Genomic DNA, 18,443 nt, shown 5'->3' on the forward strand with positions numbered 1-18,443 from the left:
GACGCCGCCGGTCATCCGTGGGCAGCCGCCAGCCGCAGCTGCTCCTCCTCGACGATCAGCGCCGCCAGCGACGGCTCCGACACGTCCACCGCCTCCGGTGTCGACTCCGCCACCTCGCTGCGCCGCGCGTAGTCGTCGAACAGCCGGTCCTTCGCCCGCAGCAGGTCCAGCATCCGCTGGTCGACGCTGTCCACCGCCAGCAGCCGGTGCACCCGCACCCGGCGGACCTGCCCCATCCGGCGTGAGCGCGCCACCGCCTGGTCCTCCAGTGTCGGCTTGACCTGCGGCTCGCAGAGGATCACCACCGAGGCCGCCTGGATGTTCAACCCCACGCCGCCGGCCTGGATCTGGCAGAGCAGCACCGCGTGCCCGGGCGCGGCGCTGAACCCGTCCACCGTCTCCTGCCGCCGCACCGCGCCCAGCGAGCCGTCGATCGGCCCGAACGTCCGCTGCCCCAGGGCGGCTCGGACGGCCGCCAGGACGTCCCGGAAGTACGAGAAGACCACCACCTTCAGCCCGCTGTCCGCCGCCTCCCGGACGATCTCCCGCAGCCGCCTCAGCTTGGCCGACTCCGCCGGGTCCGCGTACCCGGCCCGGCGCATCGCCGGGAAGTTGCCCGCCGCGACGGCCGATCGGTAGGCGGCGAGGTCGGCGGGCGAGAACTCCTCCCACTCGTCCACGTGCACCACCTCGGGCAGCTCGGTGAGCACGTCCTGCTGGTTGCGGCGCAGGTACGCCGGGGCGACCGCCCTGCGGAAGGCCGCCGGCCCGGCGGCCGCCGAACCCAGCTCGACCAGCGGCACAAGCTCCGGCCGCAGGTACCGCACCAGGGTGCGGAACTCCTCCACCCGGTTCTCCATCGGCGTCCCGGTGAGGAACAGCACCCGCTCCACCCGCTCCGCCCAGGCGGCCACCGCCCGGGAGCGCTGCGCGGCGGGGTTCTTGACGAAGTGCGCCTCGTCCACCACGACCATCCCGACGGTGACCGCCTCCGCGACCTCCGCCGCCTCCAGGCGGCGCAGCCCGTCGAAGGTCAGCACCGCGACCCCGCCGTCCCGCAGCCACTCGGCGAGCGCCGCCTCCCGCTCCGGGCCGTGCACCCGCAACGCCCTCAGGGTGCTGCGGGACTCGACCTCCCGGATCCAGTTGACCAGGACGCCGGCCGGGCAGACCACCAGGAAGTGGGTGCTCCCCCGGGCCCGCAGGTGCGCCAGTACGGCGATCGCCTGCACCGTCTTGCCGAGGCCCATCTCGTCCCCGATGATCACCCGTCGCTGGGCGAGCGCGAACCGCGCCCCGAACGCCTGGTAGCCGCGCAGCGAGACCCGGCAGTGGGCGTCGTCCAGCGGCTCGGCCCGCACCCGGTCCGACAGCTCCTCCGGCAGGAACCCCTCGGCGGCGGCGGGTTCGACCCCGGCCTCCTCGACGATCCCGCCGAGCACGCCGTAGTAGTCGGCCGAGCGGAGCTCGAAGTCCGTCCACGCCTCGATCGGGTCGAGCGGCGGTCGCAGCAGGTCGACCGAGGCCTGGGCGAGCAGCACCGGGACCTCCTGCGCCCGGTACCCGACCAGCAGCTTCTCCAGCCGCTCGACCGCCGCCCGCGCATGCGCCCGCCGCTCCCGGCCGGCGAACAGCCCGCGCAGCACGCCCCGGGCCGGCCGCGCGGCCGCCACCAGCGGCTCCACCTCGGCCTGGACCCGCTCCGCGGTCTCCCGGGCCCGCCTCGCCTCCGGCCCGGCGGCCACCAGCCGCTGGAGCGCGACCACCAAGGCGGTGCTCAGCGGGTCCTGCCGCTCGACGTCCAGCCGCACCGCCACCGTCTGCTCGACCGCCCGGGCGAGCTGCCCGGCCGCGGCCCGCGCCTGCGCCGCCGTCTGCGCCCCGACGCCGGGGATCAGCCGGAGGGTGTAGTCGGAGGCCTCCAGCACCTGCCGCACCGTCCCCAGCCCGGCCGCCTCCAGCGCCCCGACCCGCAGCCGCCCCTCGGTCACGTCCCGCAGCCGCGCGACCGGGATGGCCCCCAACTCCTCCCCCACCATCCGGTCCCGGATCGCGGCGTACGCCGGCCGCACCTGCTCCACGGCCTCCCGGTGATCCGCCACCACCGCCCCGGCCGCCGCCCGCAAGCCCTCCGCCTCGGCCAGCACCACCCCGACCCGCCGCCGCTCCCCCAACCGCCCGCTCCGTCCGCTCCACGCACCCAGGAGCACCATGCTCCCACCCGCCACCCGCAGCCGTCCGGGGCCGCAACGCGCCGGCGGTTTCGGTGGAGGTGGCCCTCCACCGAAACCGCCGGTCGCCCGAATCTACGGTCGGACCTCAGCGCAGGACGCGAATGGCCATGACCGACCCGTCCTGGTTCAACGAGACCGGCCCCCGCCACTTGGCGTCCCAGGGCTCGCCGGGCCACTCCGCGCGCAGCGCGTTGGCCCTGCGCCTGTACTGCTCGACCCGGCCCTTCGCAAGATCCTCGAAGAGGTCTCGCGCGACCCCGGAGAAGGCCTCCACACGCGTGCCGTTCAGCCGGAACACGTGGTCGGTGCCCACGAAGTCGACGCCGTGCACCGAGTGCACGACGTCCTGGACGATGCCCGTACCCGCATGCGTGTACTGGTCGAAGTGGCCCTTCCCCTGGCTCTTCGACAGATAACGGGCAGTGGGCTTGCCCCCACCGGTGAACGCCAGCAGACCGGCGGCGTCCGCGTGGGCCAGCACTCGGCGGAACCACCGGTAGTCGTCGGGCCTGACGTGGTAGCCGGACACCAGGCGGGGTTCCTCGGTGGCCCCCCACGCGAGGTCGATTCCGGGTACGACGGCGTGCTCTTCCGGTTCGACACCGTCCGGGAGGTTCAGGTCGACCCCGTCCGTTCCACCGGGCACGTGTAGAACGCCGTCTCCGGCTGCTTCCAGCACGTGGACGGTGATGGGTTCCTTGCCCGGGATCTCGGTACCGAACACCATGGCTGGCGTCTCACCCGGGCGTCCGATGTGGACCGCCTCGACGTGCACCGCCGCAGTGGACAACTGGGCGTGCACCTGCGCCGCCTTGCCGTGCCTCCCCTTGCAGGCGACGAGTACGACCTTCGAGGGCTCTCCGGGCCTCCACACTTCCAGAAAGAAGTGCGGGCGCTTGGCCGCCCGGTGCGCGGAGCCCTCCTTACCGGTCAACGTCCACCCTGCGCGGAGGGCGATCTCCGCGTCGATGACCGACACCGAGTGGCCCGGATACCGCCGCCCGAGGATCTCCTGGGCTGCGACGAGGGCGAACCCGATCCCCAGTTCCCCGGACTGGACCGCCTTGTAGTGGCGCATCGGGTTACGGCCCTCCGTGGAGAGCGTCATGAAGCTCCCGTGGTTGCCGTCCAAGGCCTGGCAGTACTTGAGGCTCGCCCAGTGCTCGGCCAACCCCCGGCCGGCTCCCTGCCGTGCCAGAACGTTGGCCCGGCCGAGAGTGTGCAGCAGCTTCCATGGCGTGAGCTCGATCGAGTACCCGCGGTCGCTCGCCGACACCTCCCGCAGCCCCGGCTTGCGTCGCAGCGGCTCCTGGTTCTTCTCCCGCCGGTCCTTGTCGTCCGTATCCGAGAGCTCCGCGACGCTCCCGGCCAGACCAGTGGTCGAATGGATCGCCACGTTCCACGGCCGGACGAGGTCCTTGAGCACGGCTGCCGCCTTCTTCCCCATCGTCTCTCCTTCGAAGTGGTTGCGGATCATGCGGTGCGCTGACGGTTCGTGCCCGGTACGGCTACCGGGCACGGTCGGGGTGGGTGTCGGCGAGATCGTTCAGGGCCGCGTTGACCACCTGCCAGCAAATGCTCAAGGTGTCGCGGTCGGGCCGGTGGCTCTGCCGGGACTCGGCCTTGGGGTGGACGAAGTTCCGGTACCTGCGCAGCTCGTGGCTGAACTTCTCGGCGTCCGGACCGATCCATCCGACTCGGTGACAAGCCTTGATCAACTTGTCCAGACTGATGTTGTCCTCGGAGTCCCGGCCCAGGAGGGACGGATCCCGTTCCACGACGGTCTGGAGGAGCACCCCCTCCATCAGCGACCCGAGCATGATGATCGCCGCGACGTGGGCACCGTTGGCGTAGCACGTGCGGGCCTCGTCCAGACGCCACTGGAGCAGTTCCGCCATGGCTTCATCGGCGATGAGGTCCGTCATGACGACCTTCAGTTCGGTGGAGCCGTAGTGCGTCGGGTGGACCAGCGCCGGGTCGCACGGCACCAACCGGGGGCTGCCGCCGGGGTTCTCCAGCCGGAACCCCTCGTGGATGAGGAAGGTGTTGACGGCTGCCACGACCTCGGTGAGCAGGCCGGGCTCCTCGAAGTACTCCCGGGGGTCGGCCAGCCTGAGCAGCACCTTCTCGATCTCCCCGGGCTGGTCTCGCCGGGACATCAGCAGTTCGGTGGCCCATTCCCTGCGGTACTGGCCGTCGTACTCGGGCACCTCCTGCCAGCCGGCCCGCTTGAGGAAGGCCGCGATCTCGAAGCCGCGACGGTAGAGGAGGTCGTCGTCGCCCGCGACGACGCGGGCGAGCTCCTCCAGGGTGTTCTCGTCCAGCATGCGGTCGTCCTGCCGGCTCTGCGTCTGGGTCATGCCGTTCCTTCGGTGGTGTCGGTTTCCTGGTGGGGGACGGGTCCTGCGCCGGCCCCGTCGTGGGAGCCGTGCGGCTCCTCCGGCTCGTGGTCCTCACCGCCTTCGTCGGGCAGCTCGTCGCCCTCCGGCAGTTCCAGCCGTGTCCACGGCTGCGCGTCCCCCGGCGGCGCGGAAGGCCGGGAGTAGTTCGCCGGCCGGATGCCCTGCCGGTCGAGTTCCTGCCACAGCCCCTCCAGGGCCTCGTTCGGATCGAACCGGAACTCGCTCTCCCGGACACGCCAGAACTGCCAGCCGACCCGCTGGAGTTCACGGTCTCGCTGGTGGTCGTACCGGATCTGGTCGAGCGTCGAGTGGTAGTAGTCGCCGTCGCACTCCACGCCAAGGCGGCCCCGCGCGCCGACCACCACGAGGTCGATGCGTTTGCTGCCCGCCGGGTACTGGGGCACCACGTGGTAGCCCCGCTCCTTCAGCCGCAGGTAGACCTGCTGCTCGAACAGAGAGTCGAAGGGTGGGCGTCGGACATCGGGCAGCACAGCGCCGAGGTCCGCCGCCTCCGCCAGCGCCGTCGGCGGGTTCTGCATGTAGCCGAGCAGGTTGAGCCGCAGGTCCCCGCTCTTGAGCTGGTCCGGCGGCACCGAGTAGAAGAGCCGCATCTGGTCCTGGGCGCGACTGGCCGCCACGTTGTAGGCCTGCTGCTCGCTGCGCATGCCACCGGCGATCTTCCGCACTCGGTCGACCACCATCGAGAGCAGGATCACGTGCCGTTCGTCACCCTGGAACTGAGCCGGGGTTCCCACCCGGATGCGGTGGCGTTCCCGGACCGGGGCCGACAGACGCTGTTCGATCAGTTGCTCAAGCAGTTTGACCTGCCCGAAGCCCTGGAGCACGATGACTCCCATCGTCTTGTGCTCGTACGCCGGGTCCGCGGCCAGCTCGGCGAGACAGTCCACGATCGCCTCCGCCTCCTTGGGGTTGCGGATCCGCCCGTCGCGTCCCTCCGCGACCCCACCCTCGACGTAGCGCGTCAGCAGCGGGTCCAGCCGTTCACCGCCGTACTGCCGCAGTGGGATGAGGCCCGGCGGTGTGTAGAACGTGGCCGAGGACCACCCGATGATCTCGGGCATGCAGCGGAAGTGCTCCTGCAAGCGAATGGTGGACGGGAAGAGCGCCGACAGCAGCTGGTACAGGTTGGAATGCGGCATGTACAACTGGCGCAGGTGGGCCGGGACTTCCGGCAGGTGTGCGGTGAGCCGGTCCTGGATCTGCTGGGTGCGTCCGAGCGCGGAGACCGAGGGCGTGCACTGCTTGTCGTCGCCGACCACGATGATCCTCGGTGCGAGCCACAGCAGGAACAGCGCGTCCATGCCGGCCTGGCTGGCTTCGTCGACGATGACCACGTCGAAGGCGTCCTGCCGGGGCTTGATCATCTCAGCCACCCGCGCGATGGGCATCACCCACGCGGGCACCGCTCCCTGGGCGACGTGCATCGCGCTGTGGGCGGCTGCCTTGAAGTGGGAGGAGCTCTTGCCCTTCCCCTTACCGTAGGAAGCCATGTGCGTGCGGTAGGCCTGGAGCGCCGAGCGCTGTTCCTGGGTCATCCGTACCAGGCAGTGCTGCCGCCCCTGTGCGGCGGCCAGGTCGCCCGTGAGCTCCTCCAGCTTCGCCTCGTGCTCGGTGAGCTCACCGTCGAGGCGCTGCTCCCGGCCGGGTGCGCGTTCATCGTCGATGAACTCGGACGCCTTCGCCCAGGCCCAGGCCTCCCGGAGCCGGGCGAGCCGTTCGTCCCAGGCCGGGTCCTCGGCCTCCGCTTCGATCCTGTTCGCGAGCGCGGGCGACGCGCCTCGCAGGCCTTCGAGCAACTCCATGCAGCGACGCCGCCGTTGGTCCCGCTGCTGCGCTGCCGCAAGCGCTTCGAGCTCCTTCGTGTACCGGTCCACATCGCGGTCGCGCAGAGCCTGTGCCATGGCGAGCGCCTCGATCGGCGGGGCCACGCCGTCCTCCGTACCGTGCAGGAGCCGGTCCCACCGGTCGAGCCGCGCCGACGCCTCCTCGGCCCGCTGCCTGCCGTCCAGGGCAGCGACGGCCTCGGCGAAGTCCTGCCACGCCTGGGGCCGGGTCAGGTCGAGGTAGACCCCGTGACGGACCAGGTGTTCGTCGACCTGCTCGCGGATCCGGCCGAAACCGTCGACCTCGGCGAGGTGCCGGTACCGTTCGGACAACGCCGCCAGCCGCACCTCCAGCGGCGCGTCCGGAAGCGCCGCACCCACCTGTTCCCAACGCGCCGCCACAGCGGCGAGAGCAGCATGCGCGTGAAGGTGCGCCAACACAGCGCCCAGGTCGCCGTCGGCGGCCGGTACCCTTCCGTCCACCGTGCAACTGCCGAGGAGTTCCTCTGCTTCCCGCTGCACCCTGGACGCGAACCGGTTCCGCAGCCGGCGGCCGCCGGACAGATACTCCCGCAAGGCCGGGATCGTGGCCGCCATGCGGCGCGCACGCTCGGGAGTCAGGCCGTCCGGAATGACGACCGTCCGCAAACCGGCACGGTCGAGGCCTTCGGTCACCTCGGGGAGCACGCCCGCGACATCGGTGACACGCTGCCAGAGATCGGGGTGGCGCCGGGCCAGCCGGTCCGTCAGCGCGCGGTCCACCCAGCTCTCGTTTCCCCAGCGTGTGGCCTCCCGGTGAGCACCCAGGCGGTGCAGTCGGCTTCGGCTGTGCCCCAGAAGCTCGGTCAACCTGTCCGTGACGGTGGTATCCAGCGAGGCCAGGACGTTCCGCACCTCGATCGCCGCCGGGGAGAGCCCGTTGACGCTCAGCCGGCTCGCCGCGAGGGCCGTTGCGACCTGGCCGGAGGTCGGCAGCGTGTCCGCGGACGGGAAGACCCCGGACTCCGCCCACTGCCCCGCCCCCTCCCGCAGCAAGGCGAGCAACTCCTCCGCCTGCACCGGGGACAACGGCGGTGTCACAGACGCCCGGTCCGGCAGCCTCCCGATCCAGCTCAGCCGTACCGCCTCGTCCCGCACCTTCCGTACGATCGCCGCGAGCGTCCCCGAGTAACCCGGTGCGACCTCCGGATGCTGGTAGACCTCCGCCTCGCGCAAGGAGATCACCTGCTCGGTCAGCAGCTTGATCCTGCTGCGCACCTCGTAGCGGCGCTGGGTCAGCCGACGGATCTCGTCCCGGAGCTGGTCGGTGTCACCGGCCGCTACCTGGTCGCTCAACGCGTTGATGGTGCGTTCGAGTTCATTCGCACCGTCCTGGCTCGTCGTGCTGAGCAGGAGCACACACAAGTCCCGCACGGCTGGCGGAAGTTTGTCCCGGAGTACGGTCAGCGGCTGGTCCTTGGCGCTGGTGACGAGCACCCGCTGCCCCTGGGCCAGGAGCGCGGAGACCAGGTTGGCGATGGTGTGGGTCTTCCCGGTTCCGGGTGGTCCCTGCACCACAACACCGGTGTCGCGCTGCAACCGCTGCAGCACCGAGCGCTGCTGGGCGTTGGTCTTGCCCGGGAACAGGGGCTCGTCGCCGAAGAGCGCGGGCGCCTGCCGACCGCCCCAGTTCGCCCGGTCCTCGGGGTTCAGCGACATCACCAACTGCGCGAGCCCGAGCGGAGCCCGGCGCTCGGACACCACGCTCTCGGCGATGCGGTCGTAGAAGTTCAGCACCGCGTTGCGGTCCCTGGGTCGCATCAGGAGAGCGGGGGCGAAGGTGAGCCGGGCACTCGACTCCGGCCCCGCCGGAGGACGCCAGTTGGTGCTGAACGCCACCGGCCGCGGCAGCACCAGGTCCAGCCACTGCGAGAGACAATCCAGCGCCTCCTCACTCAACAGATGGAGGGGCCGAGCGGAGAGCTCCTCGTCGTACGCCGCCGCGCGCTCCGGCACCCAGCCGTCGTCCGTGTCCAGGAAGTCCCGGTCCTCGAGGCGGACCGCTCCGTTGTCCGTGAGCCGTACGGTGATCCGCGCAGTCCGCCGGTCCACGCGGGTCTCCACCCGCCGGGACAGCACGTGCCGGTGGATCACACCGCCGCTCGGCTCCCTCAAGGTCAACAGGCCCACCGTGAGCACCAGTTCGTACTGGTCATCCTGCTGCACCAACTGCTGGTGCCAGTGGTAGACCTTCTCGTAGAGCTCGCGCTGCGACCGCTCGGACCGCTCCCGCTCGGCCCAGAGCCGCCACCGCGTGAGCCACGGTCCGTACGCCCGAAGGACGTCCGCAGCCTCATCCCGAACGACGGTCGCCTCGCTCTGCCAGCCTTCACCACCCGTTTCCGACTCCCCGGTCCGGTACGGGCCTTCCTCCGCGAGCGGCGGGTCCTCGGCGTCGGCGTCCTGACAGAGCCGCTCGTCGACCCATCCCTCCAGCACCGGCGGAAGCTCCGGCGCCGCAGCCTGCGGAACGTGGTCCAGGATCAGCAACGGACGGCCGTCGTCGCCGGATGGCCGGGGCACCTTCGCGGGAAGGTCGGCCAACCAGAGCGGACCCCAGGAACGCGTGTCCCGGAGCCGCTGATGGCTGCTCTGCACGACCTCGCGCAGGAAGCCGACCAGCGCAGCAGTCTGACCGATGACATCGGGATCCCCCGCATGTCGCCGTGGAACGCTCACCATTCTCCCTTCGATCGGTGACGAACGCTCCAGAATGGGGGCAGGCGGCGCCGCCGGAAACCACTCGGCGAAGAGTGGCCGATTAACTGCTGAGTGATGGCCGACATTTACTCAGCAGCCATTCAGACCATCACCTCAAATAGCCCATGAAATAGAACTCGATTCCCTCTGTCGAACATGTAATTGATTTCCGATCGGGCGAGGTGAGGCATGAAAAAGTCCCCCTGATCCGCCAGGGGGATAAGAAGCCAAATGTGAGATCTTCCGACTGCGTTCGGCACTGCGGGAGTCCTCGTGCGCTCCGAACGCGCCGCGGCTAGGGCCCGATTCGGTGAATCGGGCCCTAGCCGCGGTTGGTGTCGCTCCGCTCGGCCGGGCCGGCGGTGGGGGCTCAGGGCCTGTCTCTTGGACTTTGTCGGATCAGGGCGCGGCGTTGGGGTGCGTGCATCGCAAGGCGGCGGTGGGGGCACCTCCCGGCCGAAGGCCGGGGGCCATTGGCGACCGACGACAACGCCGCGAGGTGCGCTTGTGCCCTGGGGGTTCCTCCCGGCCGGAGGCTGGGGGGCGCCGGGCACCCGGCAAGGATCCAGGAGACAAGCCCTATGTGCGGATGCGGCGGAAGACGACGAGCAGGAGGAGTGCGGTGAGGGTCAGGAGGATGCCGGCTTCGACGAGTTGGATAGGGACGAGGTGGTCGGCCGGGTGGTAGCGGAGCCAGGAGGCGGAGGCGCCGTCGCAGTCGGTGCTGAAGTGGAAGCTGCAGGCGCTGGTGCTGACGCGGGTGCCGTCGGGGAGGACGACGCCGCGGTCGAGGAGCCAGGAGTTGGTGGGTTGGGTGGTGCGCAGGTCGGCCACCCGGTCCACGGCCGGGTAGAGGAAGGGGCGGGCCCAGAGGACGAGGCCGTGGGCGACGGCGACGAGGGCGCCGGTGAGGAGCATCGCCGGCACGGTGCGGCGGACGAGTTGGCCGACGAGGACGCCGAGGGCCAGCGCGAACAGGGACCAGGCGACCGGGGCGAGGCCGAGCGCCGGGTAGGTGAGGGCCTGGAACGGCGGGTCGAAGGCGACCGGGCCGTGCACGATGTCCGTCCACCACACCCAGGTCATCAGCGCGGCGATCACGCCGCCGGCGGCCAGGACGGCGAGGCCGGGGACGGCGAGGCGGACGGCCAGCCAGCGGATCGGGCCGACGGACTGCGCGCGGATCAGGCGGATGGTGCCGCGTTCGTACTCCTGGGCCAGCAGCGGGGCGCCGACGAACATGCCGAACAGCAACGGGAGCGCGGCGACGGCGGGTTGGAGGACCAGGAGGTACCAGAAGTTCGGCCGGTCGAGTGGCTGGACGAGCTTCCAGCACCGGGCGCTGTCCCAGGAATCGGGGTAGTAGCAGCCGGTCCGGCGCAGGGTGTCCACGATGCGGCCGTAGGCGATGTGGATCCAGAGGAGGTCCGCCACCGCCAGGACGAGCAGTACACCCAAGACCCAGAAGAGGAAGCGGTTCTGACGGAAAACCAGCCAGAGGAGTCCGCGCAGGCCGGGGGCCGTGGGGGCGGTCCGGGCGGTGGCGCGGTCGGGCAGGACGGTCGTGCTCATACGGCCACCTCGTTCGGGTTCTTCCGGCCGGCCAGGCCGTCGGCCGGGCCGCGGAGGTAGCCGAGCAGCAGGTCCTCCAGGCTCGGCCGCTCGCTCTCCCATTCGCCGTCCAGCGGGTCGCCGGTGCGGACCAGGGCGATGGCCCGGCGGCCGCTGACGCGCTGCTCGACCACCGAGTCCGCGGCAAGGCAGGCGCCCCGGGCGGCCGGCCCGGTGAGCAGTCGGTGCCCGTCGAGGATCTCCTCGAGGTCGCCGGCCAGCCGGATGCGTCCGCGCTGGACGAGGAGCAGGTGGTCGACGACGCCGTCCAGTTCGGGGAGGATGTGCGAGGACAGCACGATGCTGGTGCCGCGTTCGGCGGCGGCCGACATCAGGGTGCCCATCAGCTGGTGCCGGGCGAGCGGGTCGAGGTCGGCCATCGGCTCGTCGAGCAGCAGCAGGTCGGGGAGCTTGCCGAGGGCGAGGGCGAGGCAGACCCGGGTGCGCTGGCCGCCGGAGAGCGAACCGATCCGCGCTTTGAGGTTCAACTCACCCTGGTCGATAATCTGTTGGGCCAACATCTCGTCCCACACCGGGTTGAGCTCGCGGCCCATCCGGATGGTCTCGGCGACGGTGAGGCCCGGGTAGAGCGGCTTGTCCTGCGGCACGTAGGCGACCCGGGCGCGCAGCTCGGGCGCGCCGGCCGGGGCACCGAGAACCATCAACTGGCCCTCGGTGGGCTTGAGTTGGCTGGCCGCGAGGGAGAGCAGGGTGCTCTTGCCCGCGCCGTTGGGGCCCACCACGCCGCAGATCCGCCCGGCCGGGACGGTGACGTCGCAGTCGCGTAGCGCCCAGCCGCCCCGGTACTTCCTGCCGAGGCCGGTGGCCTCCAGGGCCGCCTCCTGCGCAGTCTCCGGCGCCGACGCGGGCGCCGTGGTCGTCGGGTCGTCCACCCGGTCCCCCCACTGTTCTCGTTCGATGTTGCCGGGGCGTCTCGGGCCCCGGTGTCGAGGCGCGCGGCCCCGGCGTCGGAGCCTCAGGCCCCGCTGCCGGGGCCGGTGACCCCGGTGTCGAAGCGCTGCTCCAGGACGGAGGCCATCAGCGCGGCAATGTCCTCACGCTCCAGCCCGGCCGCGCGGGCCTGGTCCACCCATCCGACCAGGTCCGCGCGCAACGGCCCGTCGGCCGCGGCCCCCGGCCGGGCGAGTGAGCGCCGGACGAAGGTGCCGAGCCCCGGGCGGGGTTCGACCAGCCCTTCGCGTTCGAGTTCGCGGTAGGCCTTCAGCACGGTGTTGGGGTTGATCGCGGTCGCCTCGACCACCTCACGGGCGGTCGGCAACTTGTCTCCTGGCTGGAGCAGTCCGAGCCGCAGGGCCTGCTTGGTCTGCTGCACGATCTGCTGGTAGGTGGAGACACCGCTGCGCCGCTCGATGCGGTACTCGATCACCGGCTTTCCGGCCTTTCACTAGTTCAATAGTGGAATGGTGGCCCACTGCGGCGCGCGGGTCAAGCCGGACCCGGGGGTGCCGCCGAGATGCGGGGTGCCGCCGGGATGCCCCGTACGAGGCGCTTCAGGGGCGTTGCAGCAGGAGCAGGCCGTCCTGCTCGACCAGCGGCCGGTAGCCGCGCTCCCGGTAGACGCCCAGCATCCGAACGGTGTCGGCGGTGGCGCACGGGGACTGCACGCTCGGGTCGCGCAGGTCGACGGCCACCCACTGCGGCCCGGGGCCCACCGGCGCCCGGCACACCAGGGTGACCTCCGCCCTGGCGGTGAGCTGGGCCGCCAGCCGGTTGGAGGCGGCCACGGTGGCGTCGTCGGGTATCCGACCGAGCAGCGCCCGGGCCTCGGTGAGCCGGGGCGAGGTGCGCCACGCCTCGGGCATCACCACCTCGTGCAGCGGGTAGAGCGGCAGCGTCACGGCGGTCGCCAGGGCGCTGACGGCGAGCGCGCGCCTGGCTCGGCGTACGTCGACGCGCCGCAGGACGTCGACCAGGGCGGCGAGCGCGATCGGCATCGGCACCGCGCTGTAGTGGTAACTGACTCCCCAGTAGTGCGAGTTGCCCGAGGTCAGCCGCCAGGCGAGGGTGGGAACACAGAGCAGCAGGAGCGGCGATCGGAGGCCGGCGAAGCCGGCGGTGGCGGCGAGCAGGAACAGCAGCAGCCACTTGACCGGCGGCCAACCGATCCGCACCGGCAGCCCCCAGATGGCGGGCTGCCCGCCGCCGTCCAGCTGCCGCCAGTAGTCGAAGCCCCCTCGAGATTGAAGGCCGGCAGCACGACGAGCACGGTGAGCGCGGTCGCGACGAGGCCGAGGGCGGCGAAGGCGAGTCCGGGCAGCGGACTGCGGTGCCGCTCCCGCCGGGCCTGCCAGGCGATCAGCACGCCGACGGCGGCCACCGTCAGCCCCAGGTCCTCCTTGACCAGCGGCAGCGGCAGCGACCAGAGCGCGGCGGCGAGCGGTCGGCGCCGGCCGAGCGCGGTGACGGCGAAGGCGAGCAGCGGGACGGCGAAGGCGATCTCATGGAAGTCGTCGGCCGCCGCCCGGACGATCCCCCAGGAGGCCCCGGTGGCGCTGCCGACGAGCAGCGCCACCCGCGGCCCGGCCACCTCGTGGGCCCAGCGGGTGAGCGGGACGACGGCGAGCGCCATCAGCAGCGCCTGGGCGACGACGAGGGTGAGCGGGCTCGGGAAGGCCCGGTAGGCGGGGGCGAGGACGGCGATCAGCGGGTGGAAGTGGTCCCCGAGCAGGTGGTAGCCGGGCCCCTTGAGCGGCACGATCGGCGCCTGCCCGTGGGCGTACGCCCGGATGGCCTGCTCGAAGATGCCCAGGTCGTAGGCCTTGCTGAGGCCGCGCCGGTGCCGGTTGACGCCGACGCAGGCGTACAGCGCGGCGAACCCGGTCGCCAGTGCCCAGGCGAGCACGGCGGGGCGGCGGGCGAGCGGTGTCGCGCGCCGGACGGCCAGTGCGAGCACGGCGGGTTGCGCGGGCGGGGAGGACGTGGAGGGCCGGGAAGCCGGGGAAGGCCGGGCGGCCGGGGAGACGGAAGCGGGCATCGACAAAGTACCCTTTCACTATTCGATTAGTGGAAGGGTGTTGGAAGTCGCGAGAACCCGTCAAACCCGGCCGGGCGACGCCGACCGGGCCTTCTGGCTGCCCTCCAGGGGCCTCGTTCCGGCTCACCCGGCTCACTCGGCCCAGTCGGACCCTTCGTCCCGCGATCCCCCTCGACATCCACCGCGACCTCGGCCTCAGCCCCCCGACCTCGACAGAAGCGGAGCCGGACGGTGCTCACGATCAGTCAACTCGCGTCGACCGCCGGCGTGACCGTGCGCACCGTCCGCCACTACCACCAGGTCGGACTGCTGCCCGAGCCCGAACGCGACGGCTCCGGCTACCGCCGGTACAGCGCGCAGGCCGCGGTGGACCTCATCCGGATCAGGACGCTCGCCGACGCCGGGGTGCCGCTGGCCCGGATCCAGGCCCTGCTGAACGCGCGGCCGGAGGAGTTCGCCGCCGCCGTCACCGACCTCGACGGCGAACTGGAGCGCCGGATCGAGCAACTCGCCGAGCACCGCCGCCGGATCGCCGACCTGGCGAGCGGCGAGCGGCTCGCACTGCCACCCGAGGTGGTCGCCATCCTGGACCGGATGCGCGCGCTCGGGGTCAGTGAACGGTCGGTGCGGCTCGAACGCGACACCTGGATCCTGCTCCAGGTCCTGGACCCGGAGGCCGTGCGCCGGGGCATCCGGGAGAAGAACGCCAGCTTCGACGACCCCGAGACGACCCGGTTGTTCCTGCTCTGCGACCAGTCGCTGGACTGGGAGCCCGACGATCCGCGGGTGGACCGGCTGATCGACGACCTGGACGCCTGGGAGCTCGCCCACGGCCGGGACAGCAGCCGACCCGGCAACCAGGCGGTGATCTTCGCCCGGATCGCCGAGGCCTCGCCGACCTGGCAGCGCATCCTCGGCGCGCTCGCCCACCGCGCCAAGCAGCGCCGCCTCGCCGACGAGCGCCGGGACGCGGCCCCGCCGCGGAAGCGTTGACGTCGGATTCACGCCAGCCCGACCCCCGCTCGCACTGGTGGACTTCGGGTCACAGACCCACCACCCGTCGACAGGATCTCCGGCATGCCGACCGGCACCACCCCCCGCTCCGCTCCGCCCGTCCCGAAGCCCCACACCCGGGACGGCGGCACCCTCGCCGTCCTCGCCGTGACCACCGGGGTCTTCTCCATCGTCACCACCGAGATCCTCCCGATCGGCCTGCTGACCCCGATCGGCGCCACGTTCCGGATCTCCGACGGCACGGCCGGGCTGATGATGACCCTGCCCGGCATCGTCGCCGCGGTGGCCGCGCCCGTGGTGACCGTCGCGACCAGGCGCGCGGACCGGCGGACCATGCTCTGCGCGCTGCTGCTGGTACTGACCCTGGCGGACCTGCTCAGCGCGTTCGCCCCGGCGTACTGGGCGCTGCTGACCGCCCGGATCGCCCTCGGCCTGGTCATCGGGGCGTTCTGGTCGATCGGCTCCGGACTCGCGCCGCGCCTCGTCCCCGAGCACCGGCGGGCCCGGGCGAACACGCTGATCTTCTCCGCCGTGCCGCTCGGCTCGGTGCTCGGCGTGCCGGCGGGGGTGTTCCTCGGCTCGCTGGCCGGCTGGCGGGCGGCCTTCCTCGCGATGGCCGCACTGACCCTGGTCGCCCTGGCCGCCCTCCTGCGGTCGCTGCCGCCGCTGCCTCCGCTGACCGCCACCGGGCTGGGCGTGCTGCGCGGACTGCTGGCCGGTCGGGGCACCCGTACCGGCATCGTGGTGACCCTGCTGATCGTGCCGGCCCACTTCGGCAGCTACACGTACGTCACCCCCTTCCTCACCGGTACCACCCACGCCGGCACCGGACTGATCACCACCCTGCTGCTCGTCTACGGCGCTGCCGGGCTGCTCGGCAACGTCCTGGCCGGCGGCCGCGCGACCCGGGCACTGCGGCCGGTGTTCGGCGCGGCGACCGTCCTGCTCGCCGCCGCGGCCCTGCTGCTGCCGCTGCTGGGCACCGGCGGTCCGGGCGCCGCCGTCCTGCTGACGCTCTGGGGCGTGGCGTACGGCGCCGTCCCGGTCTGCTCGCTCACCTGGTTCCTCGCCGCGGCCCCGCACGCCCCGGAGGGCGCCGGCGTGGTGTTCACCTCGGTGTTCCAGGCCGGCTTCTCGGTCGGCGCGCTGACCGGCGGCGTGGTGGTGGACCGCTCCTCCCCCACCACGGTCATGCTCCTCGGCGGGACGGTCGCGCTGCTCGCCTCGGCCGCGGTGTGGCGGTACGGCCACCGGGTCCGTCCCGCGCCGGCGCCGTGACGCGCCCGTGCCCCGACCCTGGTCGTCGGCGCGGTTCGTGGTGAGAATGCCGGGGTGCCGTCAGCCCACCCGCACGTCCTGCGGGGTGGGCGGGTGGGCTGACGGCACCCTGCCGGGACGGTCCCGGGCGGGTGCGGACGGAAGGACGGCCGGCGGATGGGCAGCGAGCGGGTGGGCGGCGAGCAGGGGGGCAGCACGCCGGGGAGCGGCGAGCGGACGGCCCCGGCGTTCCACGGGCGGTTCGGCGACTACCAGCACGAGATCTACCTGCGCGGGCTCGGCGGTGTGCTGCCGACGATGCCGATGGCCTTCACCGACTTGGAGGCGCGGGCGAGCGCGGCCCTGGCGCCCTCGGTGCTCTCCTACGTCGCGGGCGGGGCCGGCGACGAGTCCACCCAGCGCGCGAACGTCGCCGCCTTCGACCGGTGGGGCCTGGTGCCGCGGATGATGGTCGGCGCGAGCACCCGGGACCTCTCGGTGGAACTGTTCGGCCTGCGGCTGCCGACCCCGCTGTTCATGGCTCCGATCGGGGTGATCGGCCTGTGCGCGCAGGACGGCCACGGGGACCTCGCCACCGCCCGGGCCGCCGCCAGGACCGGCGTGCCGATGGTCGCCTCCACCCTGACGGTCGATCCACTGGAGCAGGTGGCCGCCGAGTTCGGCGACACCCCCGGCTTCTTCCAGCTCTACACCCCCACCGACCGGGCGCTGGCCGAGAGCCTGGTGCACCGCGCGGAGGCCGCGGGCTACCGGGGCATCGTCGTCACCCTGGACACCTGGGTCACCGGCTGGCGCCCGCGCGACCTGGCCACCGCCAACTTCCCCCAGCTGCGCGGCCACTGCCTGGCCAACTACACCTCCGATCCGGTGTTCCGCGCCCGCCTCGCCCAGGCGCCGGAGGAGGACCCGCAGGCCGCCGTCCTGGAGTGGGCCGGCGTCTTCGGCAACCCGCTGACCTGGGACGACCTGCCCTGGCTGCGCTCGCTCACCGACCTGCCGATCCTCCTCAAGGGCATCTGCCACCCCGAGGACGTCCGCCGCGCCAGGGACGGCGGCGTCGACGGCATCTACTGCTCCAACCACGGCGGCCGCCAAGCCAACGGCGGCCTGGCCGCCCTCGACCTGCTCCCCGACGTGGTCGCCGCCGCCGACGGGCTGCCCGTCCTCTTCGACTCCGGCGTCCGCTCGGGCACCGACGTCGTCAAGGCTCTCGCCCTCGGCGCCACCGCCGTCGGCGTGGGCCGCCCGTACGCCTACGGCCTGGCGCTGGAGGGCACCGACGGCATCGTCCACGTGCTGCGCTCCCTGCTCGCCGAGGCCGACCTGCTGATGGCCGTCGACGGCTACCCCACCCTGGCCTCCCTGCGCGCGGACGGTGCGCTGCGCCGTACCTGACACGACCTCAGGTCGCGGGGCCCACCGGAAACCGTCGGGGCTTGCCGGGATATTCGGGACGGCCCTACGCTCGAACGGCACAAATCGGGTCCGTACGTTCCCATCGGCCAGGAGGTCCGCCATCATCCGAGTCCTGCTGACCGCCTTCGAACCGTTCGGCCGCGATCCCCTGAACTCGTCCCTGGAGGCGGGCCGGCTGGTCGCCGCCGCTCCGCCGGCCGGAGTGGCCCTGGAGTTCGCCGAACTCCCCTGGGTGTTCGGCGACTCGATCACCGCACTGCACCGGGCGGTGGCCCGCTTCGAACCCGACCTGGTCATCGCCACGGGCCAGGGCGGCAACCGCCCGGACCTCACGGTCGAACGGGTGGCGGTCAACCTCGACGACGCCGTCCGGGGACCGGACCGGAAGGGCAACCAGCCGGTCGACCAGCCGGTCGTGCCGGCCGGCCCGGCCGCGTACTTCTCCTCGCTGCCCGTGAAGGCGTGCGTGGAGGCGGTCCAGCAGGCCGGCATCCCGGCCACCCTCTCGCACACCGCCGGCACCCACCTCTGCAATCACGTCTTCTACGGGCTGGCCCACCTGATCGCCACCGAACGCCCGGCGCTGCGCGGCGGGTTCGCACGCCTGCCCTACCTGCCGAGCCAGGCATCCGGGCAGGAGAAGAGCGCCTCGATGTCGGCGGAGACAGCGGCCGAAGGGGTGCGCATCCTGATCCGCAGCGCCGTGGCCGCCCTCCATCCGCCGCCCGTCGGCACGGTGGCCACACCGCGCCGACGGAACTGGCTGTCCCGCCGGGGCGGCTGACTGCCGTCGAGCCCGTCGAGTCCGGTTTCCGGGAAATGCGAAAAGCCCCTGATCCGAATGGATCAGGGGCTTTTCAGAAGAATTGTTCGGCGGCGTCCTACTCTCCCACAGGGTCCCCCCTGCAGT

Annotated in this window: 13 protein-coding genes; 4 read left to right on the plus strand and 9 right to left on the minus strand. The window is 72.2% G+C overall.

Annotation, left to right across the window (positions count from 1 at the left end; genetic code table 11):
- Positions 1-11 precede the first annotated feature (11 nt).
- From ACWDBE_RS36135 to ACWDBE_RS36175, 9 genes are all read right to left on the minus strand, one after another.
- Entirely contained in the window at positions 12-2,213 is a 2,202-nt protein-coding gene (locus ACWDBE_RS36135; RefSeq protein ID WP_449810054.1) for a DEAD/DEAH box helicase, read from the minus strand.
- 106 nt (positions 2,214-2,319) lie between these two features.
- A complete protein-coding gene (locus tag ACWDBE_RS36140) occupies positions 2,320-3,681 on the minus strand; it encodes a hypothetical protein (RefSeq protein ID WP_449810055.1) in 1,362 nt (453 codons plus the stop codon).
- 61 nt (positions 3,682-3,742) lie between these two features.
- A complete protein-coding gene (locus ACWDBE_RS36145; protein WP_392878173.1) occupies positions 3,743-4,594 on the minus strand; it encodes a hypothetical protein in 852 nt (283 codons plus the stop codon).
- Positions 4,591-8,958 carry an AAA domain-containing protein gene (locus ACWDBE_RS36150; RefSeq protein WP_449810056.1) on the minus strand — a complete coding sequence of 1,456 codons (4,368 nt, stop codon included), beginning with the start codon at positions 8,956-8,958 and terminating at the stop codon, positions 4,591-4,593. The genes ACWDBE_RS36145 and ACWDBE_RS36150 overlap by 4 nt, the downstream gene beginning before the upstream one ends.
- A gap of 840 nt (positions 8,959-9,798) precedes the next feature.
- A complete protein-coding gene (locus tag ACWDBE_RS36155) occupies positions 9,799-10,791 on the minus strand; it encodes a hypothetical protein (RefSeq protein WP_449810057.1) in 993 nt (330 codons plus the stop codon).
- Entirely contained in the window at positions 10,788-11,723 is a 936-nt protein-coding gene (locus ACWDBE_RS36160; RefSeq protein WP_449810058.1) for an ABC transporter ATP-binding protein, read from the minus strand. The genes ACWDBE_RS36155 and ACWDBE_RS36160 overlap by 4 nt, the downstream gene beginning before the upstream one ends.
- A gap of 83 nt (positions 11,724-11,806) precedes the next feature.
- Complete coding sequence (locus ACWDBE_RS36165) at positions 11,807-12,217, minus strand: GntR family transcriptional regulator (protein WP_449810059.1); 411 nt, start codon at positions 12,215-12,217, stop codon at positions 11,807-11,809.
- 124 nt (positions 12,218-12,341) lie between these two features.
- Positions 12,342-12,956, minus strand: a complete 615-nt coding sequence (locus tag ACWDBE_RS36170) for a DUF2079 domain-containing protein (RefSeq protein WP_449810066.1) — start codon at positions 12,954-12,956, stop codon at positions 12,342-12,344.
- Entirely contained in the window at positions 12,839-13,825 is a 987-nt protein-coding gene (locus tag ACWDBE_RS36175; protein WP_449810060.1) for a DUF2079 domain-containing protein, read from the minus strand. The genes ACWDBE_RS36170 and ACWDBE_RS36175 overlap by 118 nt, the downstream gene beginning before the upstream one ends.
- 231 nt (positions 13,826-14,056) lie before the next feature.
- On the opposite strand from ACWDBE_RS36175, the gene ACWDBE_RS36180 reads away from it, so the two are divergent.
- The 4 genes from ACWDBE_RS36180 (at position 14,057) to pcp (ending at position 18,317) form a co-directional block, all read left to right on the plus strand.
- Positions 14,057-14,818 carry a MerR family transcriptional regulator gene (locus ACWDBE_RS36180; RefSeq protein WP_449810061.1) on the plus strand — a complete coding sequence of 254 codons (762 nt, stop codon included), beginning with the start codon at positions 14,057-14,059 and terminating at the stop codon, positions 14,816-14,818.
- Between the two features lie 84 nt (positions 14,819-14,902).
- Entirely contained in the window at positions 14,903-16,117 is a 1,215-nt protein-coding gene (locus tag ACWDBE_RS36185) for an MFS transporter (RefSeq protein ID WP_449810062.1), read from the plus strand.
- Between the two features lie 156 nt (positions 16,118-16,273).
- A complete protein-coding gene (locus tag ACWDBE_RS36190; protein ID WP_449810063.1) occupies positions 16,274-17,512 on the plus strand; it encodes an alpha-hydroxy-acid oxidizing protein in 1,239 nt (412 codons plus the stop codon).
- 121 nt (positions 17,513-17,633) lie between these two features.
- Positions 17,634-18,317, plus strand: coding sequence for a pyroglutamyl-peptidase I (gene pcp / locus ACWDBE_RS36195; protein ID WP_449810067.1), 684 nt, complete (start codon positions 17,634-17,636; stop codon positions 18,315-18,317).
- The last annotated feature ends 126 nt before the right edge of the window (positions 18,318-18,443 follow it).

This window comes from Kitasatospora sp. NPDC001132, from assembly GCF_053598415.1.

Bases quoted from the DNA above. Each gene is read 5' to 3' on its own strand.
- ACWDBE_RS36140 (WP_449810055.1), bottom strand. From the start codon at position 3,681: ATGGGGAAGAAGGCGGCAGCCGTGCTCAAGGACCTCGTCCGGCCGTGG.
- ACWDBE_RS36155 (WP_449810057.1), bottom strand. From the start codon at position 10,791: ATGAGCACGACCGTCCTGCCCGACCGCGCCACCGCCCGGACCGCCCCC.
- ACWDBE_RS36185 (WP_449810062.1), top strand. From the start codon at position 14,903: ATGCCGACCGGCACCACCCCCCGCTCCGCTCCGCCCGTCCCGAAGCCC.
- ACWDBE_RS36135 (WP_449810054.1), bottom strand. From the start codon at position 2,213: ATGGTGCTCCTGGGTGCGTGGAGCGGACGGAGCGGGCGGTTGGGGGAG.
- ACWDBE_RS36145 (WP_392878173.1), bottom strand. From the start codon at position 4,594: ATGACCCAGACGCAGAGCCGGCAGGACGACCGCATGCTGGACGAGAAC.
- ACWDBE_RS36190 (WP_449810063.1), top strand. From the start codon at position 16,274: ATGGGCAGCGAGCGGGTGGGCGGCGAGCAGGGGGGCAGCACGCCGGGG.
- ACWDBE_RS36175 (WP_449810060.1), bottom strand. From the start codon at position 13,825: ATGCCCGCTTCCGTCTCCCCGGCCGCCCGGCCTTCCCCGGCTTCCCGG.